Genomic DNA, 26,161 nt, shown 5'->3' with positions numbered 1-26,161 from the left:
TCGCGGTATGTCCTGCACACCCGGCTCCGTGACCACAGGGGCCCGCCTCGACACGGGAGGCGGCGGCGATGGCCGAGCGACGCGCCCGACCGGGTGACGGGAACGGCAGGAAGGCCGCCTGGCGCCGCGCCCTGTCCCCCACCCCCTCACCCCGGCCCGAGGACCCCTCTCACGACGGGCGCCCGGGAGCGGAGGCCGGGGCGGAACCGGCGGACTCCGCCAGCATCGTCCAGGCCGCGCTCTACCGGGACGGCGTCCGCGTCTCCTCGCCGCCCACGCCGGCCGACACCTTCCGCGAGCTGCGGGATCAGCCGGACGGCATGGCGTGGATCGGTCTCGCCCGCCCCACCGAGGCCGAACTCCTCTCCCTGGCCGCCGAGTTCGACCTGCATCCGCTCGCGGTCGAGGACGCGATGGAGGCGCACCAGCGGCCGAAGCTGGAGCGGTACGGCGAGACCCTGTTCGTGGTGCTGCGCGCCGCCCGCTATCTGGACGCGCCGGAGGAGGTCGACTTCGGCGAGCTGCACGTGTTCGTCGGACCGGACTTCGTCATCACGGTCCGCCATGGCGCCGCCCCCGACCTGTCGGCCGTACGACGCCGTATGGAGGCGAGCCCCGAACTGCTGGGGCTCGGACCGGAGGCCGTGCTCTACGCGATCCTGGACGCGCTGGTCGACGGGTACGCGCCCGTGGTCGCCGGGGTGCAGAACGACATCGACGAGATCGAGACCCAGGTCTTCGGCGGCGACCCGGCCGTCTCCCGGCGCATCTACGAACTGTCCCGGAAGATGGTCGAGTTCCAGCGCGCCACCAGTCCCACTCTCGCGTTCGTTATAAGCTCTAACGCAAGCGATGGAGGGTGTCAACGTGGTTCTCGTCCTGCTGGAGCGCGTCACCCCGCTCCCCGTCGAGCGGGCCTGGTCGCGCCTGACGGACTGGGCACGGCACGCCGACGTCGTGCCGTTGACCCGGATCTCGGTGGTCACCGCGCCGCCGACCGGCCCCGGCACCGTGTTCGTGGCACGCACCGGCATCGGACCGGTCGGCTTCGACGACCCGATGGAGGTCGAGGTGTGGCGGCCGCCCGCGCTGTGCCGGATCGTCAAGCGGGGGCGGCTCGTGACCGGCTGGGCGGAGATCGAGGTGCACCCGCACGGGGACGGGGGCTCGCGGGTGGTGTGGCGGGAGGAACTGGGCGTGCGGGCGCTGCCCGCGCTGTTCGACACGCCGCTCGACTGGGCCGCACGGCGGATGTTCGGGCGCGCGGTCGACGGGCTGCTGGGAGCCGGACCGGGGCCTGCGGCCGATGCGGGGGGCTGAGGCCTGTCCCGTGATCCCCGGCGGCAGGAGCGACCGGGGGTCCCGATCAGGCGACCGAACCGATCCGGCCCGCCGGCACCGACGCCGCGTCGTGGTGGATCGGGGTGTGGGCGCCCGTCAGCGGGACCCCGCTGCCGCCGCGGCGGCCGGCGACGATCTCCGCGGCGATGGACAGGGCCGTCTCCTCGGGCGTACGGGCGCCGAGGTCGAGGCCGATCGGGGAGTGCAGGCGGGCGAGTTCGAGTTCGGTGACACCGACCTCGCGCAGCCGGGCGTCGCGGTCCAGATGGGTGCGGCGCGAACCCATCGCGCCGACGTACGCCACCGGGAGGCGCAGGGCCAGCCGCAGCAGCGGGACGTCGAACTTGGCGTCGTGCGTGAGCACGCACAGGACGGTGCGGCCGTCGGTCCGCGTCCGCTCCAGGTAGCGGTGCGGCCACTCGACGACGATCTCGTCGGCGTCCGGGAAGCGGGTGCGGGTGGCGAAGACGGGGCGGGCGTCGCACACGGTGACGTGGTAGCCGAGGAACTTGCCGATCCGGACGACCGCGGCGGCGAAGTCGATCGCACCGAACACGATCATGCGGGGCGGGGGGACGGAGGACTCGACCAGAACCGTGAGCGGTGCTCCGCAGCGAGAGCCCCGCTCTCCGATCTCCACGGCGCCGGTGCGCCCCGCGGCCAGCAGGGCGCGCGCCTCGGCCACCACCGTGCGGTCGAGCTCCGGGTGGGCGCCGAAGCCGCCCTCGTGGGGCCCGTCGGGACGCACGAGCAGGGCCCGGCCGAGCAGGTCGGCCGGGCCGCTCACGACACGCGCCACCGCCGCCGTCCGCCCCTGTGCGGCGGCGGCCAGCGCCTTGGCCAGCACCGGGCGGACCGGGTCGCCCACCCGCACCGGCACGACGAGGATGTCGATGACGCCGCCGCAGGTCAGGCCGACCGCGAAGGCGTCCTCGTCGCTGTACCCGAAGCGCTCCACGACGCTTTCGCCGTCCGTGAGCGCCTGCACGCACAGCTCGTAGACCGCGCCCTCCACACAACCGCCGGAGACCGAGCCGATCGCCGTGCCGTCGGCGTCCACCGCGAGGGCGGCGCCGGGCTGGCGGGGACCGCTGCCCGAGACGGCCACCACCGTGGCGACGGCGAAGTCACGGCCCTGCCCGACCCACCGGTGCAGCTCCTCGGCGATGTCCAGCATCTCGGTCTCCCTCACGACGTTGACGACTACGGCGTTGACGGCGTTCACGTAGGGCGTGCGCGGCGCTAGCGCACGCCCAGCCAGGTCTCGATGGGGTGGAGGGCGAAGTAGACCAGGAAGATCACGGTCAGCCCCCACATGAAGGCGCCGATCTCGCGCGCCTTGCCCTGGGCCGCCCTGATGGCGACGTGGGAGACGACGCCCGCGGCCACGCCCGTGGTGATCGTGTAGGTGAACGGCATCAGGACCACGGTCAGGAACACCGGGATCGCGGTGGCGCGGTCGGACCAGTCCACGTGGCGGGCGTTCATCAGCATCATGGCGCCGATGACGACCAGGGCGGCGGAGGCGACCTCCTGGGGGACGATCGCGGTCAGCGGGGTGAAGAACAGGCAGGCCGCGAAGAACAGGCCGGTCACGGCGGAGGCGAGGCCCGTGCGCGCGCCCTCGCCGACCCCGGTGGCCGACTCGATGAACACCGTCTGCCCCGAGCCGCCCGCCAGGCCGCCGACCGCGCCGCCCGCACCGTCGATGAACAGCGCCTTGGACAGGCCCGGCATCCGGCCCTGGTCGTCGGCGAGCCCGGCCTCGGTCCCCACGCCGATGATGGTGGCCATCGCGTCGAAGAAGCCCGCGAGCACCAGCGTGAAGACGATCATGCCGACGGTCATCGCGCCGACCTTGTCCCAGCCGCCGAACTCGACCTGGCCGAAGAGCGAGAAGTCGGGCATCGACACGGCGCTGCCGTGCAGTTCGGGGGCCGTCCCGCTCGCCCAGGCACCGGCCTTGACGACTCCCGCGGCGTTCAGGGCGGCGGCGACCGCGGTGCCGCTGACGATGCCGACCAGTATCGCGCCGGGGATGCCGCGGGCCTGGAGCATGAAGATCAGCAGCAGGGTCCCGGCGAAGAGCAGCACGGGCCAGCCCGACAGCTCCCCCGCCGGGCCGAGGCTCAGCGGGGTGGCCTTGCCCTGGTGGACGAAGCCGGACTTGTAGAAGCCGATGAGCGCGATGAACAGGCCGATGCCCATGGTGATGCCGTGCTTGAGCGGCAGCGGGATCGCGTTCATCACCATCTCGCGCAGCCCCGTGACGACCAGGAGCATGATGACCACACCGTAGATCACGCACATGCCCATGGCCTGCGGCCAGGTCATCTGCGGCGCGACCTGCGAGGACACCACTCCGGAGACGGACAGGCCGGCGGCGAGGGCGAGCGGCACCTTGCCGACGAACCCCATCAGGAGGGTGGTGAAGGCCGCCGCGAACGCGGTCGCGGTGATCACCGCCTTCTGGGCGAGCGTGTCCCCCGCCGCATCCTTGCCGGACAGGATCAGGGGGTTGAGCAGCAGGATGTACGCCATCGCCATGAAGGTGGTGATGCCGCCGCGCACTTCGCGCGCGAGTGTGGAGTCCCGCTGGGATATGTGGAAGTACCGGTCGAGCCAGGACCGGCCGGCCGGGACGCGGGTGCCCGCACCCGCGTCCTCGCCCGTGGTCCTGGACTCCACTGACTGCTGGGTCATGGCGCCATCTCCCAAGGTTCATAGGGGCACCCGTGCGACCGCGCGCGCGGTCACGGGATTTGGGATGTGTCACGACCCGGGGGACGGCCCGAGGCGCTGGATGCCGCTAGGCCGTTCCGGTGAGGTGCTCCGGACGGACCGGCGTGCGGTTGAGCTCCAACCCCGTGGCGGCGCGGATCGCCGCCAGGACGGCCGGGGTCGAGGACAGGGTGGGGGCCTCGCCGATGCCGCGCAGCCCGTACGGCGCGTGGTCGTCGGCGAGTTCGAGCACGTCGACCGGGATCGTCGGCGTGTCGAGGATGGTGGGGATGAGGTAGTCGGTGAAGGAGGGGTTGCGCACCTTCGCCGTCTTCGGGTCCACGACGATCTCCTCCATGACCGCGATGCCGAGGCCCTGGACGGTGCCACCCTGGATCTGGCCGACGACGGACAGCGGGTTGAGGGCCTTGCCCACGTCCTGGGCGCAGGCGAGTTCGATCACCTTGACCAGGCCCAGTTCGGTGTCGACCTCCACGACGGCGCGGTGCGCGGCGAAGGTGTACTGCACATGGCCGTTGCCCTGGCCGGTGCGCAGGTCGAAGGGCTCGGTGGGCCGGTGGCGCCACTCGCGCTCGATCTCGACGGACTCCTCCCCGAGCACGTCCACGAGGTCGGCGAGGACCTCACCGCCGTCGGTGACGACCTTGCCGCCCTCCAGGAGGAGTTCGGCGGTGGCCCAGGCGGGGTGGTAGGAGCCGAACCTGCGGCGGCCCAGCTCCAGGACGCGTTCCCGCAGGAGTTCGCAGGCGTTCTTCACGGCGCCGCCGGTGACGTACGTCTGCCGGGAGGCCGAGGTCGAACCCGCCGACCCCACCCGGGTGTCGGCGGGCTGGATGGTCACCTGGGCGACGCCGAGTTCGGTGCGGGCGATCTGCGCGTGGACGGTGACGCCGCCCTGGCCGACCTCCGCCATGGCCGTGTGCACCGTGGCCACGGGAACGCCCGCGATGACCTCCATGCGCACCTTGGCGGTCGAGTAGTCGTCGAACCCCTCGGAGAAGCCGACGTTCTTGATGCCGACGGCGTAGCCGACGCCCCGCACGACACCCTCGCCGTGGGTGGTGTTGGACAGGCCGCCGGGCAGCTGGCGTACGTCCGCGCCCTCGGAGCTCTCCCACTGGCGCTCGGGCGGCATGGGCATCGCCTTGACGCGGCGCAGGAGTTCGGCGACCGGCGCCGGGGAGTCGACGCGCTGGCCGGTCGGCATGACGGTGCCCTGCTCCATGGCGTTCAGCCGCCGGAACTCCACCGGGTCCATGCCCAGTTCCCTGGCCACCTTGTCCATCTGGGCCTCGTAGGCGAAGCACGCCTGGACCGCGCCGAAGCCGCGCATGGCGCCGCAGGGCGGGTTGTTGGTGTACAGGGCGATGGCCTCGATGTCGACGTCGTCCACGACGTAGGGGCCGATGCCGAGCGAGGAGGCGTTGCCGACGACGGCCGGCGACGCGGAGGCGTACGCGCCGCCGTCGAGGACGATCCGGCACTTCACATGGGTGAGCTTGCCGTCACGGGTGGCGCCGTGCTCGTAGGTCAGCCGCGCGGGGTGGCGGTGGACGTGCCCGAAGAAGGACTCGAAGCGGTTGTAGACGATCTTGACGGGTTTGCCGGTGCGCAGCGCCAGCAGGCAGCCGTGGATCTGCATGGAGAGGTCCTCGCGCCCGCCGAAGGCGCCGCCGACCCCGGACAGCGTCATCCGGACCTTGTCCGGGGGCAGTCCGAGCACGGGTGCGATCTGCCGCAGGTCGGAGTGGAGCCACTGGGTGGCGACGTACAGGTCGACGCCGCCGTCCTCGGCGGGTACCGCGAGGCCGGACTCCGGGCCGAGGAAGGCCTGGTCCTGCATGCCGAAGTGGTATTCGCCCCTGACGATCACGTCGGCCCGCGCCGCCGCGCCCGCGGCGTCTCCGCGCACGATCGGCTGGCGGTGGACGATGTTCGGGTGCGGGACGTGCCCGATGTGGTGGTCGGTGCGGTGCTCGTGGACGAGGACCGCGTCCGGCGCGGTCGCGGACGCCTCGTCGGTGATGAGCGGCAGCTCGCGGTACTCGACCTTGATCTTGGCGGCGGCGCGGCGCGCGGTCTCCGGGTGGTCGGCGGCGACGATGGCGACCGGCTCGCCGTGGTGGCGGACCTTGCCGTGGGCGAGGACCGGGGTGTCCTGGATCTCCAGGCCGTAGGTGCGCACCTCGGTGGGCAGATCGTCGTACGTCATGACGGCGTGGACGCCGGGCAGGGCGAGGGCCTCGGAGGTGTCGATGGACACGATCTCCGCGTGCGCGACCGTGGACCGCAGGATCTGGCCCCAGAGCATGTCCTCGTGCCACATGTCGGAGGAGTACGCGAACTCTCCGGTGACCTTGAGGACGCCGTCCGGGCGGAGCGTGGACTCCCCGATGCCGCCCCTGGTCCGGGAGCCCTGCGTGATCTTGGTGGGAGCGCCGTTGGGCATGCTCAGACCCCCTCGGACCGGCGGGCGGCCGCGAGCCGGACCGCGTCCATGATCTTCTCGTAGCCGGTGCAGCGGCACAGGTTGCCGGACAGGGCCTCGCGGATGTCCGCGTCGGACGGGTTCGGATGGTGCTCCAGCATCTCGTCGGCGGCGACGAGCAGTCCCGGGGTGCAGAAGCCGCACTGGACGGCGCCGGCGTCGATGAACGCCTGCTGGATCGGCGAGAGTTCCGTGCCCTCGCCGGTCCGGGAGTCGGTGCCCTCGGCCTGCCAGGTCCTGGCCTCGTCCAGGGGGGTACCGCCGGTCGCGGCGCCGTGGGAGCGCTGCCTGGCGAAGTCCGCGAGCCCCTCGACCGTGACGATCTCGCGGCCCTCCGCCTGCCCGGCGGCGACCAGGCAGGAGCACACCGGCACACCGTCCAGGCGGACCGTGCACGAGCCGCACTCGCCCTGTTCGCAGGCGTTCTTGGAGCCGGGCAGGCCCAGGCGCTCGCGCAGGACGTAGAGCAGGCTCTCGCCCTCCCAGACGTCGTCGGCCTCCTGCGGACGTCCGTTGACCGTGAGGTTGACGCGCATCAGGCAGCTCCCTTCGAGGTGCGGGCGGTGCCGCGGTACGACTCCCAGGCCCACGTCAGCGTGCGGCGGGCCATCACGCCGACGGCGTGCCGCCGGTAGCTCGCGGTGCCCCGTACGTCGTCGATCGGGTTGCAGGCGGCGGCGCACAGGTCCGCGAACTGCTGGGCGATCGACGGGGTGACGATCTTCCCGTTGTCCCAGAAGCCGCCCTCCGCCAGCGCCGCGGCGAGGAACTCCTCGGCGACCTGGGCGCGCACGGGGGTCGGGGCCGCCGAGCCGATGCCGGTGCGGACCGTGCGGGTGTCCGGGTGCAGGGCGAGGCCGAAGGCGCACACGGCGATGACCATGGCGTTGCGGGTGCCGACCTTCGCGTACTGCTGGGGGCCGTCGGCCTTCTTGACCCGGACCGCGCGGATCAGCTCGTCGGGGGCGAGCGCGTTGCGCTTGACGCCCGTGTAGAACGCGTCGATCGGGATGAGGCGGGTGCCGCGCACCGACTCGGCCTCGACCTCGGCACCGGCCGCGAGCAGGGCGGGGTGCGCGTCGCCCGCCGGGGAGGCGGTGCCGAGGTTGCCGCCGACGCCGCCGCGGTTGCGGATCTGCGGGGAGGCGACCGTGTGGGAGGCGAGCGCCAGACCCGGCAGCGGGGTGCGCAGCTGCTCCATGATCTTCGTGTACGGGACCGAGGCGCCGAGTCGGACGGTGTCCTCGCCGACCTCCCACTCCCCCAGTTCGCCGATGCGGTTCAGGTCCATCAGGTACTCGGGCCGGCGGTGATCGAAGTTGATCTCGACCATCACGTCGGTGCCCCCCGCGATCGGTACGGCGGTGGGGTGCGCTGCCTTGGCGGCGAGCGCCTCCTCCCAGCTTGCGGGGCGAAGGAAGTCCATGACCGGCTCTCTTCTTCGTCTGGTCCTACGATCATCCGGATCGAGCCGCCGGTGCGGCGAACCGGCTCGTTCTGCTGGTGTCTTCGGCTGTTCTCCCTGCGCGCTCAACACGAAGTGGAGCCCAGTAGACCGTCGTGCTGCCCGTCGGGGTCAGTCACCGAAACCATGAAGGAATTGGCTGACCACAAGGCCCATCTTGTAGATTCATATGAAGAAAGGCCCTCGGTAACCTCACTGTTTTCCTCTGGAAACACGGCAGACCGTCGGAGGAGGGCGCGGGCACGGCCTCGGGACACCGGGGCCGGCGCCCTGGTCGATCGAACATGGATTTCCGGACAGGAACGGCGGCGACGAGACATGCGGCTGCGCGCACTGCTGAACACCGACGCGCTGGGGCTGCGGCTGCTCGGCGGCGAGGACGAGCTGGACCGCACCGTGCGCGGTGTGATGACCACGGATCTCAAGGACCCCAGCCGGTATCTCTCCGGCGGTGAGCTGGTCCTCACGGGCCTGGCGTGGCGGCACGAGGCGGCCGACTCCGAGCCCTTCGTCCGTATTCTCGCAGCCGCCGGGGTCGCCGCGCTCGCCGCGGGCGAGGCGGAGCTGGGGGACGTCCCCGACGACCTGATCACGGCCTGCGCCCGGCACCGGCTGCCGCTGTTCGCCGTCCACGAGTCGGTCGCGTTCGCGACGATCACGGAACACGTCGTGCGGCAGGTCTCCGGTGAGCGGGCCGGGGACCTGGCGGCCGTCGTGGACCGCCATCGGCGGATGATGACCGCGGGCCCGGCCGGCGGCGGCCCGGACGTCGTCCTCGACCTGCTCGGCTCCGACCTCGACCTGCGCGCCTGGGTGCTGTCCCCCACCGGCCGCCCGATCGCGGGCCCCACCCCGGGACTCGCTCCGGACGTCTGCGCCAGGCTGGCCGCGGAGCACCTGGCGGCGGCGCGCGGCGGGCGCCGGGGGCCGCACCGGGTGGCGGCCGGCGGGACGACGTACTCGCTCTTCCCGGTCCGCGGCGGGGGCCACCGGCCGGGCGAGGCGGCGCCGGGGCGGCCCGGCGAGGGCCCGCGAGGGGCGCGCGACGGGCGGGACGCACGCGAGACACGGGACCCGCGTGGCGCGCGGGAGGGCCGGGACGGTCAGGACGCGCGGGAGACGATCCTCTCCGACTGGCTGCTCGCCGTCGAGGCGGACGCCGGGGACTGGCCCGAGGAGCGGCTCGACCTGCTCCAGGGCGTCACCCAGCTGATCGCGGTCGAGCGGGACCGGCGGGACGCGGCGCGCGGCGTGCGCAGGCGCCTCGCCCAGGAGGTCCTGGAGCTGGTGCAGTCCGGCGCCGCGCCCGCCGAGATCGCGGCCCGGCTGCGGGTGGCGGCCCCCGTGCTGCTGCCCGGCCTCGGCACGGCGCCGCACTGGCAGGTGGTCGTGGCCCGGATCGACTGGCAGGGCGCGGACGGCGAGGCGGCCGGGGGCGGGCCGGTCACCCAGTCGCTCCTGGAGGAGATCCTGGTCGATCCCCGGTCGGCGGGACCCGAGCACTCCGACCGGATCGCGGTGGCCCACGCGGGCGACGAGGCGATCGCGCTGGTGCCGCTCCCCTCCGCCGCCTCGGCCGACGGGGAGTCCGAGGGCGCCTCGGGCACCGGGACGGGCATCCAGGCGGAGTCCCTGCTGGCCGCGGTGCGCGGCCCGCTGTCCGCGGGGCTGGACGAGGACGGGCGTCTCACGCTCGGCGTCAGCGCCGCCGTGCACTCCGCCGAGGGACTGCGCGGCGCGCTGGAGGAGGCTCGGCACGCCCGCCGGGTCGCCGCGGCGCGCACCGGCCGGGTCTGCGCGGCCGGGCACCAGGAGCTGGCGTCGCACGTCCTGCTGCTGCCGTTCGTGCCGGACGACGTGCGCCGCGCCTTCACGGCGAGGCTGTTGGACCCCCTGCGCGAGTACGACAACCGGCATCGTGCGGAGCTGATCCCGACCCTGGAGGCGTTCCTGGCGTCCGACGGTTCCTGGACGCGCTGCGCGAGCCGGCTGCATCTGCACGTCAACACGCTGCGCTACCGGGTCGGCCGTATCGAGCAGTTGACGGGCCGTGACCTCTCACGCCTCGAGGACAAGCTCGACTTCTTCCTCGCGCTGCGCATGAGCTGAGCCGACGAGGGCGCGTCCGCCTCGGCGGGCGCCGCCGGGGCCGCCGTCGCGCCGCCTGCGCGACACGCGACTTTGTGAAATCCTTCACCCGCCCCCTTGGCCCGGTGCCGCGATTGGTGCTGGAATGCCGCCACCACTCAAAGCTCGACGGCGCGCTCGGGGAGGGCAACGTGGCGCATCCCGCCATGTCTGGTTCCGGAACGACCTCAGGTGACGATCCCGTCCAGACCGCGGTATGGCGGCTGCGCTCGCGCGCCTGCTGGACGGACGCGGCGGCACTGTTGCGGGAGGAGACGGCCGAGGCCTCGCTGCAGCGGGCGGCGCTGCTCGTGGAGAGGTGCCTGTACACGGAGCGGGGCTGGGAGGACGCCGAGGACGCGCTGCGCGCGGCGGAGGCGCGGGCGCACAGCGACGAGGAGCGCGGCGCGGCCGCCTGCGAGCGCGGCCAGCTGGCGTACACGGCCACGCTGCACGGTGTGCGGGACCGCGCGGACGAGGCGCGGTCGGCGCTCGGCCGGGCCGCCGCGCTGATCCCGCCGGGCTCTCCGGGCCGGGCGCGGCTGGACTTCCGGCGGGGGCTGATCGCCGAGAACCTCGCCGACGCCCCGCAGGCCGCCCAGGCCGCCTACCGGCGCGCCCACGCGAACGCCTCCGCGCACGGCGACGCGCTGCTGCTCTCGTTCACCTGGCGCCATCTGGCCGGTCTCGCGCTGCGGGAGGGCGAGCTGGCCGAGGCCCGGCGGGGCTTCGCCGAGTCGCTGCGGATCCGGGAGGAGCTGGGCTACCTGGTCGGGACGGCACCGGCGCTGGTGTCGCTCGCGGACACCGAGACCGAGCCCGAGGCGTCCCGGCTGCGTGGCGAGGCGACCCGGCTGTTCCGCCTCCTGGGCGGCGTGCCGACCTGGCTCTCCCGCCATCTGCCCGCCGCCCGACCGGAGGCGGACCCGGCGGCGTCGTAGCCGGGCTCGGGCACCGCCGCCCGGCCGCGCCCGCCGGGCGTGGGGCCCACGGCCTGTGGTGGGCGGCCTGTTCAGGGGGAACCGGTGAAGTGGGCCTGTGCCAGGGTGCGGACCAGCGGCAGGTCCTTCGCCGTCAGGGCGTCCAGCAGGGCCGTGTGTTCGGCCGCGTCGGCGGCGAGGTCGGCGCCGCCGGGGGGTGTGCCGCCCGCCGGGGGCCACTGGGAACGGCGGTGCAGGTCCTCCGCGAGCCGTACCAGTTGCTCGTTGCCCGCGAGCGCGAGGACCGCGCGGTGGAAGGCCCGGTCGGACTCGGCGTAGGCCGACCAGCAGCCCGAGGACGCGGCCCGCCCGGTGGCCTCGGCGAGCGGGCGCAGCTCCGCCCAGCGGTCGCCGGGCACCGTACGGGCCAGCCGCAGCAGCACCGGGATCTCGATCAGGGAGCGGATCTCGGCGAGTTCGGCGAGCTCCCGGGCACCGCGCAGGGCCACGCGGAAGCCCCGGTTCGGTACGGCCTCGACGGCGCCCTCCAGCGCGAGTTGCTGCATCGCCTCGCGCACCGGGGTCGCGGACACCCCGAAGCGCTCGCCGAGCGCCGGCGCCGAGTACACCTCACCGGGCGTCAGGTCACCCTCCACCAGTGCGGCGCGCAGGGCGTCGAGGATCTGTCCGCGCACCGAGACCCGCCGCACGGCCGTGCGCGGGGCGTCCACCACGCGGGGGCGCGGGATCGGCGGCTCGCCGTGCGTGTGCTCGCCTCGCGCGTGGCCCGGCGCGTCGGCCCGCACGCGGGCACCGGGACTCTCCGCCCGCGCGGACTCCCGCGCACGGCGGGACGGGGCCTGCTCCACGGGCTCCTCCTGCGGTGTTCCTGACAGTGCTGGACGTTTGCGCACCACAGGCACCTTACGCTCCGGTTCCCCCGGTGAGGATTTAAAGTAAGGTTAGGCTTACCTAGCAAGCGATTCGGAAAGGGGGGTCCCCGCATGCCCCTGCTCGCCACGCCCAGGCCCACCCCCCTGGTCACGCCCCCCGCGCCCGTGTCCCCCTTCGAGGACGCGTACGCTCGGCTGACCGCGGCGTTCCCCGGCCTGAGCGTCACGGAGCTCGGCCCCGAGGAGCCCGATCCCGAGGGGGACGGCTGGACGCCGGCCGCCGCGCTCGCGCGGGGCGACGACACCGTGGAGGCGTTCCTCGCCTGGGACGAGGCGCAGATCCTGCGCGACTACGGGCAGCGGGCCCGTCCCGACGTCGTGGCGAGCTTCGGCCTGCACCGCTACGCCTGGCCCGCCTGCCTGCTGATCACCATGCCGTGGTTCCTGCACCGCCGGGTGCCGCGACTGCCCGTGGGGTCCGTCACCTACCACCGCGCCCTCGGCCGCATGGCGGTCCGGATCGACACCTTCGCCTGCCTGCCCGACGACCCGGCCGCCGCACTTCCCGGCGCCCGGGTGGTGACCGACGAGGAGGCCCTGCGCACCGAGGTGCGCGAGGCCGTGGCCGAGCATCTGGGCCCGATCCTGGCCGGTTTCGGACCCCGGGCGCGGCGGCGCGGGCGCGCCCTGTGGGGCATGGCGACGGACGAGGTGGTCGAGGGGCTCTGGTACGTGGCCGGACAGCTCGGCCAGGAGCACCGGGCGGTGTCCGAGCTGGAACTGCTGCTGCCGGGCACGACCAAGCCGTACGCCGGTGCGGCCGCGTTCCGCGAGGCCCCCGACCCGGACGGCGCCTCGCAGTGCACCCGCGACCGGGTGAGCTGCTGCATGTTCTACACGCTGCGCCCGCAGGACGTCTGCGCCACCTGCCCGCGCACCGCGCGGGGCGCGGGCAGGGCCGCCCGCAGGACGGTCGACGCGACCGGCTGACACGCGCGGCCCCGTCCCCCGCATTCGAACTCAACCCGCCCTCATCAAGCGACAGTTCGAGCAGAACGTCACCCCGGGCGACCCCTTGCGCATCCTTGGCGGCCTCTTGCCCCGAAACCCTCCTCGGGCCCGGCGGGATTGGCCACTATGGCGGCGTCACGCCGTATCCCCAGGCAAGGGACCTCACATGAGAATGACCGACATATCGCTGAACTGGCTGCTTCCGGGCGCCGTCCTGCTCCTGGGCCTGCTGGCGGCGGTTGCGGTGCTCGCGCGGGGCAGGCGGTCCAAGGAGCACACGAGCGCCGACGACTCGTGGGAACGCAGCGAGGAGCGCCGCAGGCGCAAGGAGGCCGTCTACGGCACCGCCTCCTATGTGCTCCTCTTCTGCTGCGCGGCCGTGGCCGCCGCGCTCTCCTTCCACGGCCTGGTCGGTTTCGGCCAGCAGAACCTCGGGCTCACCGGCGGCTGGGAGTACCTGGTCCCGTTCGGCCTCGACGGCGCGGCCATGTTCTGCTCGGTGCTCGCGGTGCGCGAGGCCAGCCACGGCGACGCGGCGCTCGGCTCCCGCATCCTCGTATGGGCGTTCGCGGGTGCCGCCGCCTGGTTCAACTGGGTGCACGCCCCCCGGGGCATCGCCCACGCGGGCGCCCCGCAGTTCTTCGCGGGCATGTCCCTGTCGGCGGCGGTCCTCTTCGACCGCGCGCTGAAGCAGACCCGCCGCGCCGCGCTGCGCGAGCAGGGCCTCGTGCCGCGCCCGCTGCCGCAGATCCGTATCGTCCGCTGGCTGCGGGCACCCCGGGAGACGTTCCGGGCGTGGTCGCTGATGCTGCTGGAGGGGGTGCGCAGCCTGGACGAGGCCGTGGACGAGGTGCGTGAGGACCGGCGCCAGAAGGAGCACGACCGGGCGCGGCGGCGTGAGCAGCACCGCGTCGAGCGGGCGCGACTCAAGGCGATCAGCCGCGGCCATCGCGCGCTGACCGGTGGGAACGGCGGACGGCAGAGCGAGCTGCCGGCCGCGGAACGGGCCGGCGCCCCGGGCTCCCCGGAGCCTGCCATAGCGGCGCCGGAGCGTGCGGGGCGGGCGCGCGCCTCTCTTCAGCCGGTGCGGAACCCCTCCGCCGACCAGGTGACGGTCGACCTCACCGCCGAGGACGACACCATGGCCCTGCCCCGGCTCGACTCCCTGGAGCGCAAGCTCACGGAGATGGAGCGGCAGTTCGGCTGAGACCGGTCGTCACGGCAGGGGGCACGGCGCGACACCGTGCCCCCTCCTCGCGTTCCCCCGATGCCGCCCCCTGCCCTCAGCCGCTCGACACTCCCGCGGCACCCGCCTCCAGTTCGAACCAGACCGCCTTCCCCACCCCGTGCGCCCGCACTCCCCAGGCGTCCGCGAGGGACTCGACGAGGATCAGGCCTCGGCCGTGCGTGCCGTCGTCGATGTCCGGCCTACGGGGCCTCGGTCTGCGGGCCACGAAGTCCCGGACCTCCACCCGCAGGCCGTGCGCCGACACGGTCGCCGTGAGGACCGCGTCCCGATCGGTGTGGATGACGGCGTTGGTGACCAGCTCGCTGGTCAGCAGTTCCGCGATCTCGGACTTCCCCGGTCGCCCCCACTGACTCAGCAGTTCCCGCAACGCCCTGCGGGCCTCGGGCACCGCCCGTAGGTCGGCCCGCCCCAACCGGCGCTTGAGCTGCACCGACTTCTTCGCCGAACGGGCCCCGACCACGACGGGACCGCCCCCTCTGGCTTGCCTCTTCATGATCCCCGCCCGTACCTGGATGCCGATTCCCCCTGCTCGAACATGTCCACCGGGATCCATGCCCCGCCCCACGGGAGCCAGTCATGTCGAATCGTCAACTACCGCCCAGACATGGCCAAATCCATGCGGTCCACCACGCCGCCCGACGCCCTCGCGAGACCCGTGTATCGGCGCCCGGGTGCCCTCCGGCGCCGCCTGGGCGCGCTGACCGGCCGTCAGGCCCTCATGCCGTTATTACTCCAAAAGGAGTTTTCTTCATATTGTCAGCATGTCTGACATGACGGATTTGGTGATCGTCTGTACGTTCAATCTCGCATCGGCTTCCAGCCGACGTCTCTCAGACAGGAGAAGTGACATGGCAACGCGTTCCACCGCTGTTACCGCCGCCGCCGCGGCGGCCGCGGCCCTGGTGGCCACGGGCATCACCTACGCCTCCGCGGCCTCCGAGCCCGCGCAGGCGGCTCCGGTCGCCCAGCAGGTCGCGGCCGCCCCCCTTGGTGGCAGCAACAACAACGACAACGGCAAGGGCAACGAGGGCGGCGACCACGGCGACAACAACAACTACAGCTACCACGACTACGGCCGCATCCACATCAACGAGCGCGACTACTCCGCCGCGCCGGGTGGCTGCATCACCGTGGTCAGCGGTCTTGGCGCCAGGAGCCTCAACGTCCGCAACGACAGCTGGAAGACCGTCGAGGTCTTCAACGGCGCCACCTGCGACAACGGTGCGCCGATCGCCACGGTCGGTCCCCACAGCTCCAGCAACGGCCTGTACCCCCGCCACGTCCGCGGCGGTGTGAAGGTCAAGCACGGTGTGGTGGGCAGCTTCCGCGTCGTCCGCGACCACTGGGGTCACGGTGGCGGTAACGACAACGACAACGACCACGGCGGCGGCTACAGCGGCGGCAAGTGACCGAGTCGTAGGCGCCTGACATGGAGTACGAGAACCCCGGCCCGCCGGAATCGGGCCGGGGTTCCGGTCTGTGCGGGTGCCGTGCGGCACCGGTCCGTGGGGCGCCGCGTGGCGCCGAGGTCCCCCTGCTGCGGTCCTGCCGTGGCGTCCGGCCGGCGGTCAGGGGCGTGGCATGTTGCGCAGATTGGAACGAGCCATCTGGAGCATGCGGCCCACCCCGCCGTCCAGCACGATCTTCGAGGCGGAGAGCGCGAAGCCCGTCACCATCTCCTTGCTGATCTTCGGCGGGATGGACAGCGCGTTCGGGTCGGTGACGACGTCGACGAGCGCGGGGCCCTTGTGCCGGAAGGCCTCCTTGAGTGCGCCCGCCAGCTGCTTGGGCTTCTCGACCCGGACGCCGAAGGCGCCGCACGCGCGGGCCACGGCCGCGAAGTCGGGGTTCTTGTTGGTCGTACCGTACGACGGCAGTCCCGCCACCAGCATCTCCAGTTCGACCATGCCGAGGGCGGAGTTGTCGAACAGCACCACCTTCACCGGCAGGTCGTACTGCACCAGGGTGAGGAAGTCGCCCATCAGCATGGAGAACCCGCCGTCGCCGGACATCGACACCACCTGCCGGTTCCGGTCGGTGAACTGCGCGCCGATCGCCATGGGCAGCGCGTTGGCCATCGAGCCGTGGGAGAACGAGCCGATGACGCGCCGTCGCCCGTTCGGGGACAGGTACCGGGCGGCCCAGACGTTGCACATGCCGGTGTCGACGGTGAAGACCGCCTCCGGGTCGGCGAGCTCGTCCAGGACCGAGGCCACGTACTCGGGGTGGATCGGGACGTGCTTGTCCACCTTCCGGGTGTACGCCTTGACCACTCCCTCCAGCGCGTCCGCGTGCTTCCTGAGCATCTTGTCGAGGAAGCGCCGGTCCTGCTTCGTCCTCACCCGCGGGATCAGACAGCGCAGGGTCTCGCGCACGTCGCCCCACACCGCGAGGTCCAGGAGGGAGCGGCGCCCCAGGTTCTCCGGCCGCACATCGATCTGGGCGATCTTCACATCGTCCGGGAGGAAGGCGTTGTACGGGAAGTCGGTGCCGAGCAGGATCAGCAGATCGCACTCGTGGGTGGCCTCGTACGCGGCGCCGTAGCCGAGCAGTCCGCTCATGCCGACGTCGTACGGATTGTCGTACTGGATCCACTCCTTGCCCCGCAGCGCGTGCCCGACCGGGGACTTGATCTTCCCGGCGAACTCCATGACCTCGGCGTGGGCGCCCGCGGTGCCACTGCCGCAGAAGAGCGTCACCCGGTCCGCGGCGTCGATCATCCGTACGAGTTGCTCGATCTCCTGGTCACCCGGCCGCACGGTGGGGCGCGAGGTGACGAGTGCCGTGGTGGCGGACCCGGCGGGGGCGGGCTGGTCGGCGATGTCGCCGGGCAGGGAGACGACGCTCACTCCGCCGCGGCCGATCGCGTTCTGGATCGCCGTGTTGAGCAGGCGGGGCATCTGGCGGGGGTTGGATATGAGTTCGCTGTAGTGGCTGCACTCACGGAAGAGCTGGTCCGGGTGCGTCTCCTGGAAGTAGCCGAGGCCTATCTCGCTGGAGGGTATCTGCGAGGCGAGGGCGAGGACCGGGGCCATGGAGCGGTGGGCGTCGTACAGGCCGTTGATGAGGTGCAGATTGCCGGGGCCGCAGGATCCGGCGCAGGCGGTCAGCCGGCCGGTTATCTGGGCCTCGGCTCCCGCCGCGAAGGCGGCGGTCTCCTCGTGCCGCACATGCACCCAGTCCAGGGCGGAGTTGCGGCGGACGGCGTCCACGACCGGATTCAGGCTGTCACCGACCACACCGTACAGACGTTTGACTCCGGCGCGGGCCAGGATGTCCACGAACTGATCGGCGACGTTCTGCTTGGCCATGGATCCACGCACCCTTTCGGTTGCCTGGGTCCATCAATCCACAGCGACGGCGATCACGCCTCCCAAACCGCGGCGGCCGTGCGGTCGTCGGCGTAGCCCTTCACCCGCACCGCCGTGTCGCCGAGAAAGGCGGCGAGACCTGGTGGTTCGCCCGTCGACCAGCGGTCGGTGAGGTGGAGGGCGAGCCGCGGTTCCCCGCGCAGCGGCTCCGCGAGACCACCCGTGCACAGCAGCAGGGTGTCACCCGGGCGGCCGACGGAGGCACGGAACCGGAAGGGGGCGCGCGGCGGCCCGGGGGCGGGCTCGGGGGCCGCCGGACCCTCGGACGGCGTCGACCCGGCGACCCGCGGTTCGATGTCCTGCCACTCACCGTCCCGCAGCCGGAACAGCCCGCCCGCGCCCACCCCGAAGAACACCCGGGTACGGCACGCGGGGTCGGCCGGGAGCAGCAGACAGCGCAGCGTGGCGGTGCCCTCCTCCGGGTCGGCGCCCTGCTCCGCGGCACCGGCGCGCAACCTGCCCAGACAGCGGTCGGTGAGCCGTTGCAGCCCCGCCTTCAGCTCGCCGCGCCGCGCGGCCCGGATGTCCTCGCCGAGCCGGAGGTGACTGCGGCCGACGGCCCGGCCGATCCAGCGGCACGCCTCGGCGGCGGCCCGGTGCGCGCCGGGCGTGGCCCGGGCGCCGGTCGCCATGGCCACCAGCACGAGCGCCTGGTCGCCGGTGCCGAAGCGGGCGGTCAGCAGCGAGTCCCGGCGCGGTTCGCCGCGGTAGCGCGCCGAGTCGCCGCGCAGGGACACCGCGCGCAGCGTGCAGGCACCGTAGCGGGCGCCGTCCAGCACCGTGTCGGCGACGAGGTCGTCCAGCTCGTCCGGGTCGGCGAGCGGAAGGGCCCGGGGCTCGGCGTCGTAGGTGGGCGGCCCGGAGCCGACGTAGTCGCGCGGGACGGACGGGGCGGGCACATCCCGCGCGGACCGGGGCACCTCATGGCCGACCGGCGGCTCGACGGTCACCGGACCGTCGGGCACGGTGGGGTCACCGTCCGCCCTCAACGCGTCGACAACACCACCCGCCCCCGCGACAACAGCCCGACCACCGGGCTCGCCCGGAACGTGGGGGACGCTCGCGGGACCGGGAACCGTTGAAGCATCAGGAACGGCCGACACCCCGGGCCCCGCCGGAAGGTCGGGGACGGTCATGGGTCCGGGAGCCGGTGAAGCGTCAGGGGACCCCGGCGCCCCAGCCCCCACCGGAACGTCGGGAACGGTGGCGGGGCCAGAAACCGAGGAAGTCCCGGGAGCCGTCGGAGCATCAGGGGCGGCTGGTGCCCCTGGCCCTGCCGCCAGGTCGGAAGCGGTCGTGGGTTCGGGCGTCGGCGGGGTGTCGAGAGTGGGTGGGGGCCCGGGGGCCGCCGGGGAGGCCGGAGGCGCTGGTGGTTCGGGGGACGGGGCGGGCTCCGGTCCAGGTGGAGGGGCGGGGGCTGACGGGGTATCCGGGGTGGCCCGGGGGGCCTGTGCGGGTGAGGCCTGGGACTTCGGGGCCTCTCGGGCGCCGGGCTCCCCCACCGTTCCCGACGCGGAGACGAAGCGGTCGTCGAGGGTGTCGGCCGCGGGTGCCGGACCCGTGTCGCCGGCGGCGGCGTCGTACAACTGGCCCCACCAGTCGTCGTCGTGAGCGGTGGCCCTCTCCCCCTGCTGACTCATGCTCCCGATTGTTCACCGCCCCGGGCACGGGAAGACGTGGCATCCGGAAAATCAGGCAGGATGACCGGTCGCGACCCGCGTCGCGGGTGACATGTCGAACTCATGTACGCGCAACGGGTCGCCGGACGGTTCGGCCCCCCAGGGAGAACCGTCCGGCGACACCACCGCGACGGAGCCGGCACGCCTCCGGCATTCCGCCACGTCCGTCGTCGCTGGTCACACCCGCGACCGCGGTGACGTCACCTTGGCAGAGCCCAGGGGGGTACGGCGATGATGTGCCGAGGCGGGTTTGCGCCGTGGCCGTTTTCCGCCATGGCACCCGCCCGACTGTCCTGATCTCGGGGAGGAACGACGGTTGATGCTGGCTGCGATAGGACTGGACGAGGCCCATGAGTCGGCGTACCGGGCGCTGGTGACGGTGGGCGCCGCCGATGTGCCCGATCTCGCGCGACGCCTGACCCTCGGTGAGTACGACACCGAGCGCGCCCTGCGCCGGCTGGAGCGGCACGGACTCGCGGCCCAGTCGTCGTCCCGCCCCGGCCGCTGGGTCGCGGCGCCGCCCGGCGTGGCCCTGGGGGCGCTGCTCACCCAGCAGCGGCACGAGCTGGAGAAGGCCGAGCTGGCGGCGGCGCTGCTGGCCGAGGAGTACCGGGCGGCGGCCACCGAGCCCGCCGTGCACGACCTGGTGGAGGTGGTGATCGGCGCGGCCGCGGTCGCCCAGCGCTTCCTGCAGCTCCAACTCGGTGCGACCCACGAGGTGTGCGCGCTGGTCACCGGCAACCCGGTCGCCGTGTCGGCCCTGGAGAACGTCGCCGAGGAGCAGGCGGCCCGACGCGGCGTCCAGTACCGGGTCGTGGTCGAACAGGCGGTGCTCGACCTGCCCGACGGGATCACCGAGCTGACCGCCGCCCTCAGCCGTGACGAGGAGGTGCGGGTCATCGAGACGGTGCCGACCAAGCTGGTCGTCGCCGACCGCTCGCTGGCCATGGTGCCGCTCACCTCGCGCACCGCCGAGCCGGCCGCGCTCGTCGTGCACGCCAGCGGACTGCTGGAGCTGCTGTCCGGACTGTTCGAGTCGGTGTGGCGGGAGGCGCTGCCGCTGCGGCTCACGGCGTCCGGGATCGCCGAGGCGCGAGCGGGCGGCCCGGACGGCACCGACCTGGAGGTGCTGTCCCTGCTGCTCGCCGGCCTCACCGACGCCAGCGTGGCCAAACAGCTGGGACTCGGGCTACGGACGGTGCAGCGCCGGGTGAAGCGGCTGATGGAGCTGACGGGCGTGACGACCCGGCTGCAACTCGGCTGGCACGCGTACGCACGGGGCTGGGTGGCCCGGGACTGAGCCACCGACCGCCCGACCGCAGGTCATCGCAGGAGGTCGGTCAGGTCGATGGAGTCGGCCAGCGCCTTCGCGCCCGCGTCGTCGAAGTGGAGGTGGTCGCCGGGGTCGTAGGCCGGAAGGATGCGGTCGGGGTGTGCCGGGTCGCGGACGACCGCGTCGAAGTCCGCCACCGCGTCGAAGGGCCCGTTCCGGATGAAGCCGTTGATCTCCTGCCGCAGGTCCTCGCGCGCCGGGGTCCAGTCCCGGTATCCGGCGAACGGGGTGAGCGTGGCGCCGATGACCCGGATGCCGAGGGTGTGCGCACGCGCGACCAGCCGGCGGTACCCCCGTGCGAAGGCGCCCGCGTCGGTCTCGGGCGGCTTGCCCTTGAGGTCGTTGACGCCTTCCAGCACGATCACCGTGCGCACCCCGTCGCGGAGCGTGGCGTCGGCGTCGAACCGGGTCAGCGCGCTCGGTCCCGCGCCCTCACGCAGCAGCCGGTTGCCGGAGATCCCGGCGTTCAGCACGCCCGGCCTGCGCTGCGGGGGCAGCCCGCGCAGCCGGGCCGAGAGCAGGTCGGGCCAGCGGTGGTCGGTGTCCGGGGTCGACCCCGTGCCGTCGGTGAGGGAGTCGCCGAAGGCCACCACGCTGCCCGCGCCGCCGGGGCGCAGGACGTCGACGCCGGTCACGTAGTACCAGTGGGAGACGGTGGCGGTGTAGGCGGCCGCGTCGACGTCGGCGGCCCGGTTGCCGTGCTCGGCCAGATAGCTGGTCCGGAAGGCGTCGCGGTGGTAGGTCGCCCGCCCGGCGTCGCGCGGGGTGTGCACGCTGACCAGCAGGTCGGCGTCGGCCGGCACCGCCAGTTCCACGGCGTCACCGACGCGGTCCTCGCCCGCGGGCACCGTCACGGAGGTGGCGCCGCCGAAGGTGACGGTACGCAGGGAGCCCGGGGCGGCCGCGGCTCCTGGCCGCACACCCGAGCGTCTCAACGCCACGGTGACGGTGTCGAGTCGGAGCGGGTCGGCGCCCAACCGGTTGGACACGCGGACCCGCACGGCACGGCCGCCGACGCTGAGGTGCACGACGTTGCGGATCGTCGCGTCGGAGGGGACCTTCGCCGTCCCGGACGGCGCGGTCTCCCACGTGCCGGTCCACCGCGGGGCCGGCTCCGCGGTGGACGGCGCGGGGAGGGCGGCGGCCGTCGTCAGGAGGGTGAGGGCCGCGACGGCGAGGCAGCGGCGCCGCACTCCCGCCGCACGGGTCAGCTGGTCCACCATGACGCGCCCTCTCCTCGCCGGGGCCCGGGGCCCGGGGCCTGAAAGCCGAAGCCGCTGAGCGCTCCATGACTTCCCGTGCCACACCGAGGAGCTAACACACCGTCACACGATCGACGGACCCCCCGCACACGCTGCCGCCCGCGTCACGCGCACCCCTACGCCAGCGCCCCCTCCAGCTCCAGCAACCGCACCTTGCGTTCCAGTCCGCCCGCGTACCCGGTGAGAGCCCCGTCCGACCCGATCACCCGGTGACAGGCCCGGACGACGAGCAGCGGATTCGCCCCGATCGCGCCTCCGACGGCGCGTACGGCCGCCCGTGGCGCCCCGATACGGGCCGCGATGGCGCCGTAGGTCGTCGTCTCCCCGTACGGCACCGCGTCCAGCGCCGCCCACACCCGCTCCCGGAACTCCGTGCCCTGGGTGCGCAACTCCAACTGGAAATCGCGGAGTTCGCCGGCGAAGTAGGCGGTGAACTGCTGCTCGGCCGCCGTGAAGAGGCCGGGCGTGTGCCGCCAGCCGGGCTGGAGCGTCCGGCCGCCCTTCTGCCCCGGAACGGACACCGAGGTCAGCGCCCCCGATCCGTCGGCGGTGAGCAGCAACTCACCGAGGGGGCTGTCGAGGATCGTGTAGTGCACGTCGTCCTGCTGAACCATGATCAGTACGCTTCCCGTTCTACCTGTACGTCGTGCTCTGCCTGCTCTTCGTGCTCTTCCCGTGCCGTCCGTAGATGCCGAAGGGCGTACGAGCGCCAGGGGCGCCACGCCTCGGGAACGTCCTCGCCCACGGGTGCCGCGTCGGGGTCGCCGAGCGCCCGGGTACGGATGGCCGCCACGGTGCGCGGGTCCATGCCCGGCAGCGAGAGCAGCACGGCCTGGGCCTCGTCGCGGTCGGCGCCAGGGTCGAGCCGGAGGCTTCCCTCGGCGAGGGCGCGGAGCAGGGCGGCGGCGGTACCGTCCAGATCGGCTCCGAGGAGCAGGTCCGGCCCGGGGAAGACATGGGTGAGGCTGCCGTACGGCGCGTCGAGCGTCTTCCCGTGGCGACGGACGAGGTCGGCCGCCCGGTGGCGCCCGACGAGCGCGCGCACCGCGTACTCCTCCGGGTCGGCCGCGCCCGGCGAGCGCAGCCCGGGCCGGGCCGCCACCAGGGGGGCGAGCCGGGCGTCGGCGGCGAGCCGTTCGTCCACCGCGTACGGGTCGGCGTCGAGGTCGAGGAGACGGCGCAGGCGCTGGACCGCGGTGGTGAGGTCACGGGGGTCGGTGAGGTGGAGCCGGGCGTCCAACCAGCCGCCGGTGTGCCCGGCCGAGGACGCCGGACGGCCGGTCCGCTCGTCGACGGCGACGACGGCGGTGCCGTACGGCAGCCCGAGCGTGCGCCGGTAGGTACGGCGGCCGCGGGCCCCCTCCACCTCCTCGACCCCCTCCAGCGCCTCGCGGGCGAGCACGTCGAACAGCGCCGTGGACTGGTAGGGGCCCCGGTGGGCGAGCCGCAGCGGGATCCCGGCGGACACGGCGGCCCGGCGACGCGCGGTGTTCCGGGGGGCGGTGTGCCGGGAACGGGACGCGGCCTCGCGCAGCTCGCTCGGCGTGGCGGCGTACACCGCCCTGACCGTGTCGTTGAACTGCCGCACACTGGCGAACCCGGCGGCGAAGGCGATCTCCGTGACCGGCAGCTCGGTGCTCTGCAGCAGGACACGGGCGGTGTGGGCGCGCTGCGCCCGGGCGAGCGCCACGGGCCCCGCGCCCAGTTCCACGGTGAGCTGCCGCTGCACCTGGCGGGTGCTGTAGCCGAGGCGCAGGGCCAGTCCGCCGACGCCTTCGCGGTCGACCACGCCGTCCTTGATCAGACGCATGGCGCGGCCCACGACGTCCGCGCGGACGTTCCACTGCGCGGAGCCGGGCACGGCGTCCGGACGGCACCGCCGGCAGGCCCGGAACCCGGCGCTCTGCGCGGCGGCGGCCGTCGGATAGAACCGCACGTTGTGCCGCTTCGGCGTCACGGCGGGGCAGCTGGGGCGGCAGTAGATCCCGGTCGTCTCGACGGCGAAGAAGAACTCGCCGTCGAACCGGCCGTCACGGCTGCGCACCGCCTCGTACCTGGTGTCTTCCTGGCTCACGCCTCCCAGTGTCCGCCAGGAGCGGTGCGGGGACCGGCGGAAATCGGACATCACACCGGTCACCCCCCGCTCCCCCGCCGCCCGGGTCCGGTGGCCCGGGCCGCTCAGCCCCGGTGCCCCCGCTTGGCCTCCATGGCCGCACGGCCCTCCGCGCCCCTGCGCTTCCACTCGCGCCGCCGGTCGGCCCGCAACCGGGCGTCGGTCTTGGCGACGATCCATGCGTTCTCGCGCTGCAACTTGCGGTAGCTGTCCAGGCGCCGCCCGGGCAGTTCGCCACTCTCGACGGCCTCGCGCACCGCGCAGCCGGGCTCCGCCTCGTGCGCGCAGTCGTGGAAGCGGCACCCCTGCGCGAGTTCCTCGATCTCCGCGAAGACCCGGCCGACACCGGTCTCGGCGTCCCAGAGGCCCACCCCGCGCAGGCCGGGCGTGTCGATGAGGACCCCGCCGCCGGGCAGCACGAGCAGATTGCGGGTGGTCGTGGTGTGGCGCCCCTTTCCGTCCATGTCCCTGGTGGCCTGGACCTCCATGGCGTCCCGACCGAGCAGGACGTTCGCGAGGGTGGACTTTCCCGCGCCGGACTCCCCGAGCAGCACGGAGGTGCCGCCGGCGAGGACCGCCTCCAGGACGTCGAGCCCCTCGCCCCGCTGCGCGCTGACCGACAGCACGGGAACGCCGGGCGCCGCCGCCTCCACGTCCTGGAGGAGATGCGCGAGCGTCGCGGCCTCGGGCACCAGGTCGGCCTTGGTCAGCACCACGACGGGCAGGGCTCCGGACTCCCAGGCGAGGGCGAGGAACCGTTCGACACGGCCGAGGTCCAGTTCCCTCGCCAGGGAGACGGCGACGACCGCGTGGTCGACGTTGGCGGCGAGGATCTGCCCCTCGGACCGCTTGGAGGAGGTGGACCGCACGAACGCGGTACGGCGGGTCAGCAGCGAGCGTACGTACCGGGGATCGCCGCCCGCCGGATCGACCGCGACCCAGTCCCCCGTGCACACGACCTTCATCGGGTCACGGGGGACGACGAACTCGGTGTCGGCCCGGACGACGCCGTCCGGGGTGACGACGTCGCACAGGCCGCGGTCGACCCGCACGACGCGGCCGGGCAGGAGACCCTGCTCGGCATGGGGAGCGAACTCCGACTCCCGGTCCGCGTCCCAGCCGTAGGGGGCGAGCGGACACGACGAAGCCGAGATCGAGAGAGAGGAGGAAGACAAGGGGTGACCCTTCACATGGGCGGCCCCGGCATCGCGTACTCGGACGCGGAAAGAACAGGTGAGGTCAGCCGGCGGCCACGGAGGTGGACTCGAGGAACTTCCGGATGCGGGCAACGCCCATCGCGACGACAGCCATCGGTCAACACCTCCCAGGTCACACACACGGAACAGCGGCGGCTCGAAGCAGCCGCAGGAACGAACACGAACCTAGCCACCCGCTCGCCGACGCACCAGCGAATTTTCCCCGCACGGCCTCGCGACGTCCTGCCGGCACGAGCGAACCGATGGACAGCGGCCCCCGTTTCGGCGATAAATGATCGATGAGGCCGGTGGCGGACGCAGGGTAGAATGTCATGCCCATACCAACCCCATCCACCCAGCGCCGGCCGCCTTGGCGAGGGGGAGCGCGAGCGTGGTCTTCGTCCGGTGGCAGTGGGCCGACCCGGGGGGAGCGGGGATGAACGACAGGGAACTACGCCGCCACTGTGCCGATCTGGTCCGGCAACTCGACCTCCCGAAGCCGTTCGACATCAACGCCCTCATCGACCAGATGGAGGAACGCCGCGGACGGCCCATCTCGCTCGTACCGATGCCGCTGCCCGCCGACCGAGGCCTGTGCGGCATGTGGGTCGCCACCGAGGACGTGGACTACGTCGTCTACCAGGCGAAGGCCAGAAAGGCGCACCAGGGCCACATCGTCCTCCACGAGATCGGCCACATGCTCTGCGAGCACGAGTCCACGCCGGCCGAGCAGGAGGAGATCTCCCGGCTCCTGCTGCCGACCATCGACCCCGCTCTCGTACGCACCGTCCTCGGCCGCACCGGCTACGACCGGAGCGAGGAGAAGGCCGCCGAGCTGGTCGCCTCGCTGATCCCCCTGCAGGCCACCAACGCCACCCCCCGGCCGGCGACAAGCCTTCCGGAAGACGTGGTCGACCTCGTCAGCCATCTCGAGCGCTCCCTGGGGCGCGGTTCCACACCAAGGACATAGC

Annotated in this window: 21 protein-coding genes and 1 pseudogene; 9 read left to right on the top strand and 13 right to left on the bottom strand. The window is 73.2% G+C overall.

The features are described from left to right. Positions 1 to 68 precede the first annotated feature (68 nt). Positions 69 to 812: pseudogene (locus AB0C59_RS11115) on the top strand (CorA family divalent cation transporter); the annotation flags it as partial. 55 nt (positions 813 to 867) lie between these two features. Then, positions 868 to 1,320 carry an SRPBCC family protein gene (locus tag AB0C59_RS11110; protein WP_363002958.1) on the top strand — a complete coding sequence of 151 codons (453 nt, stop codon included), beginning with the start codon at positions 868 to 870 and terminating at the stop codon, positions 1,318 to 1,320. Positions 1,321 to 1,366: 46 nt separating this feature from the next. On the opposite strand, the gene AB0C59_RS11105 is transcribed toward AB0C59_RS11110, so the two are convergent. The 5 genes from AB0C59_RS11105 to AB0C59_RS11085 all read right to left on the bottom strand — a co-directional run bounded on the left by AB0C59_RS11105 (position 1,367) and on the right by AB0C59_RS11085 (position 7,997). Continuing rightward, on the bottom strand, positions 1,367 to 2,518 hold the full coding sequence (locus AB0C59_RS11105; protein ID WP_363003314.1) for an XdhC/CoxI family protein: 1,152 nt from the start codon (positions 2,516 to 2,518) through the stop codon (positions 1,367 to 1,369). Between the two features lie 65 nt (positions 2,519 to 2,583). After that, on the bottom strand, positions 2,584 to 4,044 hold the full coding sequence (locus tag AB0C59_RS11100) for an NCS2 family permease (protein ID WP_363002956.1): 1,461 nt from the start codon (positions 4,042 to 4,044) through the stop codon (positions 2,584 to 2,586). Positions 4,045 to 4,150: 106 nt separating this feature from the next. Next, the gene (locus AB0C59_RS11095; RefSeq protein WP_363002954.1) at positions 4,151 to 6,532 is read right to left on the bottom strand and encodes a molybdopterin cofactor-binding domain-containing protein; all 2,382 of its coding nucleotides are present in this window, start codon (positions 6,530 to 6,532) and stop codon (positions 4,151 to 4,153) included. Positions 6,533 to 6,534: 2 nt separating this feature from the next. Then, entirely contained in the window at positions 6,535 to 7,107 is a 573-nt protein-coding gene (locus tag AB0C59_RS11090) for a (2Fe-2S)-binding protein (protein WP_363002952.1), read from the bottom strand. Next, the gene (locus AB0C59_RS11085; protein ID WP_363002950.1) at positions 7,107 to 7,997 is read right to left on the bottom strand and encodes an FAD binding domain-containing protein; all 891 of its coding nucleotides are present in this window, start codon (positions 7,995 to 7,997) and stop codon (positions 7,107 to 7,109) included. The genes AB0C59_RS11090 and AB0C59_RS11085 overlap by 1 nt, the downstream gene beginning before the upstream one ends. Before the next feature lie 357 nt (positions 7,998 to 8,354). Between AB0C59_RS11085 and AB0C59_RS11080 the strand changes: the two genes are divergently transcribed. Together AB0C59_RS11080 and AB0C59_RS11075 are read left to right on the top strand one after the other, a co-directional pair. Next, positions 8,355 to 10,145, top strand: coding sequence for a PucR family transcriptional regulator ligand-binding domain-containing protein (locus tag AB0C59_RS11080; RefSeq protein ID WP_363002948.1), 1,791 nt, complete (start codon positions 8,355 to 8,357; stop codon positions 10,143 to 10,145). A gap of 185 nt (positions 10,146 to 10,330) precedes the next feature. Continuing rightward, complete coding sequence (locus AB0C59_RS11075) at positions 10,331 to 11,104, top strand: hypothetical protein (protein WP_363002946.1); 774 nt, start codon at positions 10,331 to 10,333, stop codon at positions 11,102 to 11,104. A 71-nt stretch (positions 11,105 to 11,175) separates the two neighbouring features. Here the strand turns inward: AB0C59_RS11075 and AB0C59_RS11070 are convergent, their stop codons facing one another. Further along, a complete protein-coding gene (locus AB0C59_RS11070) occupies positions 11,176 to 11,952 on the bottom strand; it encodes a GntR family transcriptional regulator (protein ID WP_363002944.1) in 777 nt (258 codons plus the stop codon). A gap of 135 nt (positions 11,953 to 12,087) precedes the next feature. Between AB0C59_RS11070 and AB0C59_RS11065 the strand changes: the two genes are divergently transcribed. Both AB0C59_RS11065 and AB0C59_RS11060 read left to right on the top strand, forming a co-directional pair. Then, the gene (locus AB0C59_RS11065; RefSeq protein ID WP_363002942.1) at positions 12,088 to 12,966 is read left to right on the top strand and encodes a (2Fe-2S)-binding protein; all 879 of its coding nucleotides are present in this window, start codon (positions 12,088 to 12,090) and stop codon (positions 12,964 to 12,966) included. A 187-nt stretch (positions 12,967 to 13,153) separates the two neighbouring features. Next, positions 13,154 to 14,194 (top strand): DUF2637 domain-containing protein, encoded by a 1,041-nt coding sequence (locus tag AB0C59_RS11060; protein WP_363002940.1) that lies wholly within the window; start codon positions 13,154 to 13,156, stop codon positions 14,192 to 14,194. Between the two features lie 76 nt (positions 14,195 to 14,270). On the opposite strand, the gene AB0C59_RS11055 is transcribed toward AB0C59_RS11060, so the two are convergent. Beyond that, the gene (locus AB0C59_RS11055; RefSeq protein ID WP_363002938.1) at positions 14,271 to 14,729 is read right to left on the bottom strand and encodes an ATP-binding protein; all 459 of its coding nucleotides are present in this window, start codon (positions 14,727 to 14,729) and stop codon (positions 14,271 to 14,273) included. 355 nt (positions 14,730 to 15,084) lie between these two features. Here AB0C59_RS11055 and AB0C59_RS11050 point away from each other — a divergent pair, with 355 nt between their 5' ends. Further along, positions 15,085 to 15,645 carry a hypothetical protein gene (locus AB0C59_RS11050; protein ID WP_363002936.1) on the top strand — a complete coding sequence of 187 codons (561 nt, stop codon included), beginning with the start codon at positions 15,085 to 15,087 and terminating at the stop codon, positions 15,643 to 15,645. Positions 15,646 to 15,804: 159 nt separating this feature from the next. On the opposite strand, the gene AB0C59_RS11045 is transcribed toward AB0C59_RS11050, so the two are convergent. Both AB0C59_RS11045 and AB0C59_RS11040 read right to left on the bottom strand, forming a co-directional pair. Continuing rightward, positions 15,805 to 17,547: a pyruvate dehydrogenase gene (locus tag AB0C59_RS11045; protein ID WP_363002934.1), complete on the bottom strand. Its 1,743-nt coding sequence runs from the start codon at positions 17,545 to 17,547 to the stop codon at positions 15,805 to 15,807. 53 nt (positions 17,548 to 17,600) lie between these two features. Then, complete coding sequence (locus tag AB0C59_RS11040; RefSeq protein ID WP_363002932.1) at positions 17,601 to 19,247, bottom strand: protein phosphatase 2C domain-containing protein; 1,647 nt, start codon at positions 19,245 to 19,247, stop codon at positions 17,601 to 17,603. 358 nt (positions 19,248 to 19,605) lie between these two features. Here AB0C59_RS11040 and AB0C59_RS11035 point away from each other — a divergent pair, with 358 nt between their 5' ends. Then, positions 19,606 to 20,586, top strand: a complete 981-nt coding sequence (locus AB0C59_RS11035; RefSeq protein ID WP_363002930.1) for a helix-turn-helix domain-containing protein — start codon at positions 19,606 to 19,608, stop codon at positions 20,584 to 20,586. A gap of 23 nt (positions 20,587 to 20,609) precedes the next feature. On the opposite strand, the gene AB0C59_RS11030 is transcribed toward AB0C59_RS11035, so the two are convergent. The 4 genes from AB0C59_RS11030 to rsgA all read right to left on the bottom strand — a co-directional run bounded on the left by AB0C59_RS11030 (position 20,610) and on the right by rsgA (position 25,169). Then, on the bottom strand, positions 20,610 to 21,842 hold the full coding sequence (locus AB0C59_RS11030) for an SGNH/GDSL hydrolase family protein (RefSeq protein WP_363002928.1): 1,233 nt from the start codon (positions 21,840 to 21,842) through the stop codon (positions 20,610 to 20,612). A gap of 155 nt (positions 21,843 to 21,997) precedes the next feature. Then, the gene (locus AB0C59_RS11025; protein WP_363002926.1) at positions 21,998 to 22,495 is read right to left on the bottom strand and encodes a methylated-DNA--[protein]-cysteine S-methyltransferase; all 498 of its coding nucleotides are present in this window, start codon (positions 22,493 to 22,495) and stop codon (positions 21,998 to 22,000) included. Positions 22,496 to 22,497: 2 nt separating this feature from the next. Continuing rightward, positions 22,498 to 24,006 (bottom strand): AlkA N-terminal domain-containing protein, encoded by a 1,509-nt coding sequence (locus AB0C59_RS11020; RefSeq protein WP_363002924.1) that lies wholly within the window; start codon positions 24,004 to 24,006, stop codon positions 22,498 to 22,500. 53 nt (positions 24,007 to 24,059) lie between these two features. Further along, entirely contained in the window at positions 24,060 to 25,169 is a 1,110-nt protein-coding gene (gene rsgA / locus AB0C59_RS11015) for a ribosome small subunit-dependent GTPase A (protein ID WP_363002922.1), read from the bottom strand. A gap of 457 nt (positions 25,170 to 25,626) precedes the next feature. Between rsgA and AB0C59_RS11010 the strand changes: the two genes are divergently transcribed. Beyond that, positions 25,627 to 26,160, top strand: a complete 534-nt coding sequence (locus AB0C59_RS11010; RefSeq protein ID WP_363002920.1) for a hypothetical protein — start codon at positions 25,627 to 25,629, stop codon at positions 26,158 to 26,160. Position 26,161: the final 1 nt, after the last annotated feature.

The organism is Streptomyces sp. NPDC048664, from assembly GCF_040650555.1.
Classification (GTDB): domain Bacteria; phylum Actinomycetota; class Actinomycetes; order Streptomycetales; family Streptomycetaceae; genus Streptomyces.
The sequence above is the reverse complement of the archived record's forward strand: the minus strand, read 5'-3'. Positions and strand labels throughout refer to the sequence as shown.

Bases quoted from the DNA above. Each gene is read 5' to 3' on its own strand.
- AB0C59_RS11105 (WP_363003314.1), bottom strand. From the start codon at position 2,518: ATGCTGGACATCGCCGAGGAGCTGCACCGGTGGGTCGGGCAGGGCCGT.
- AB0C59_RS11100 (WP_363002956.1), bottom strand. From the start codon at position 4,044: ATGACCCAGCAGTCAGTGGAGTCCAGGACCACGGGCGAGGACGCGGGT.
- AB0C59_RS11095 (WP_363002954.1), bottom strand. From the start codon at position 6,532: ATGCCCAACGGCGCTCCCACCAAGATCACGCAGGGCTCCCGGACCAGG.
- AB0C59_RS11090 (WP_363002952.1), bottom strand. From the start codon at position 7,107: ATGCGCGTCAACCTCACGGTCAACGGACGTCCGCAGGAGGCCGACGAC.
- AB0C59_RS11085 (WP_363002950.1), bottom strand. From the start codon at position 7,997: ATGGACTTCCTTCGCCCCGCAAGCTGGGAGGAGGCGCTCGCCGCCAAG.
- AB0C59_RS11080 (WP_363002948.1), top strand. From the start codon at position 8,355: ATGCGGCTGCGCGCACTGCTGAACACCGACGCGCTGGGGCTGCGGCTG.
- AB0C59_RS11075 (WP_363002946.1), top strand. From the start codon at position 10,331: ATGTCTGGTTCCGGAACGACCTCAGGTGACGATCCCGTCCAGACCGCG.
- AB0C59_RS11065 (WP_363002942.1), top strand. From the start codon at position 12,088: ATGCCCCTGCTCGCCACGCCCAGGCCCACCCCCCTGGTCACGCCCCCC.
- AB0C59_RS11060 (WP_363002940.1), top strand. From the start codon at position 13,154: ATGAGAATGACCGACATATCGCTGAACTGGCTGCTTCCGGGCGCCGTC.
- AB0C59_RS11055 (WP_363002938.1), bottom strand. From the start codon at position 14,729: ATGAAGAGGCAAGCCAGAGGGGGCGGTCCCGTCGTGGTCGGGGCCCGT.
- AB0C59_RS11050 (WP_363002936.1), top strand. From the start codon at position 15,085: ATGGCAACGCGTTCCACCGCTGTTACCGCCGCCGCCGCGGCGGCCGCG.
- AB0C59_RS11045 (WP_363002934.1), bottom strand. From the start codon at position 17,547: ATGGCCAAGCAGAACGTCGCCGATCAGTTCGTGGACATCCTGGCCCGC.
- AB0C59_RS11040 (WP_363002932.1), bottom strand. From the start codon at position 19,247: ATGAGTCAGCAGGGGGAGAGGGCCACCGCTCACGACGACGACTGGTGG.
- AB0C59_RS11035 (WP_363002930.1), top strand. From the start codon at position 19,606: ATGCTGGCTGCGATAGGACTGGACGAGGCCCATGAGTCGGCGTACCGG.
- AB0C59_RS11030 (WP_363002928.1), bottom strand. From the start codon at position 21,842: ATGGTGGACCAGCTGACCCGTGCGGCGGGAGTGCGGCGCCGCTGCCTC.
- AB0C59_RS11025 (WP_363002926.1), bottom strand. From the start codon at position 22,495: ATGGTTCAGCAGGACGACGTGCACTACACGATCCTCGACAGCCCCCTC.
- AB0C59_RS11020 (WP_363002924.1), bottom strand. From the start codon at position 24,006: ATGTCCGATTTCCGCCGGTCCCCGCACCGCTCCTGGCGGACACTGGGA.
- AB0C59_RS11010 (WP_363002920.1), top strand. From the start codon at position 25,627: ATGAACGACAGGGAACTACGCCGCCACTGTGCCGATCTGGTCCGGCAA.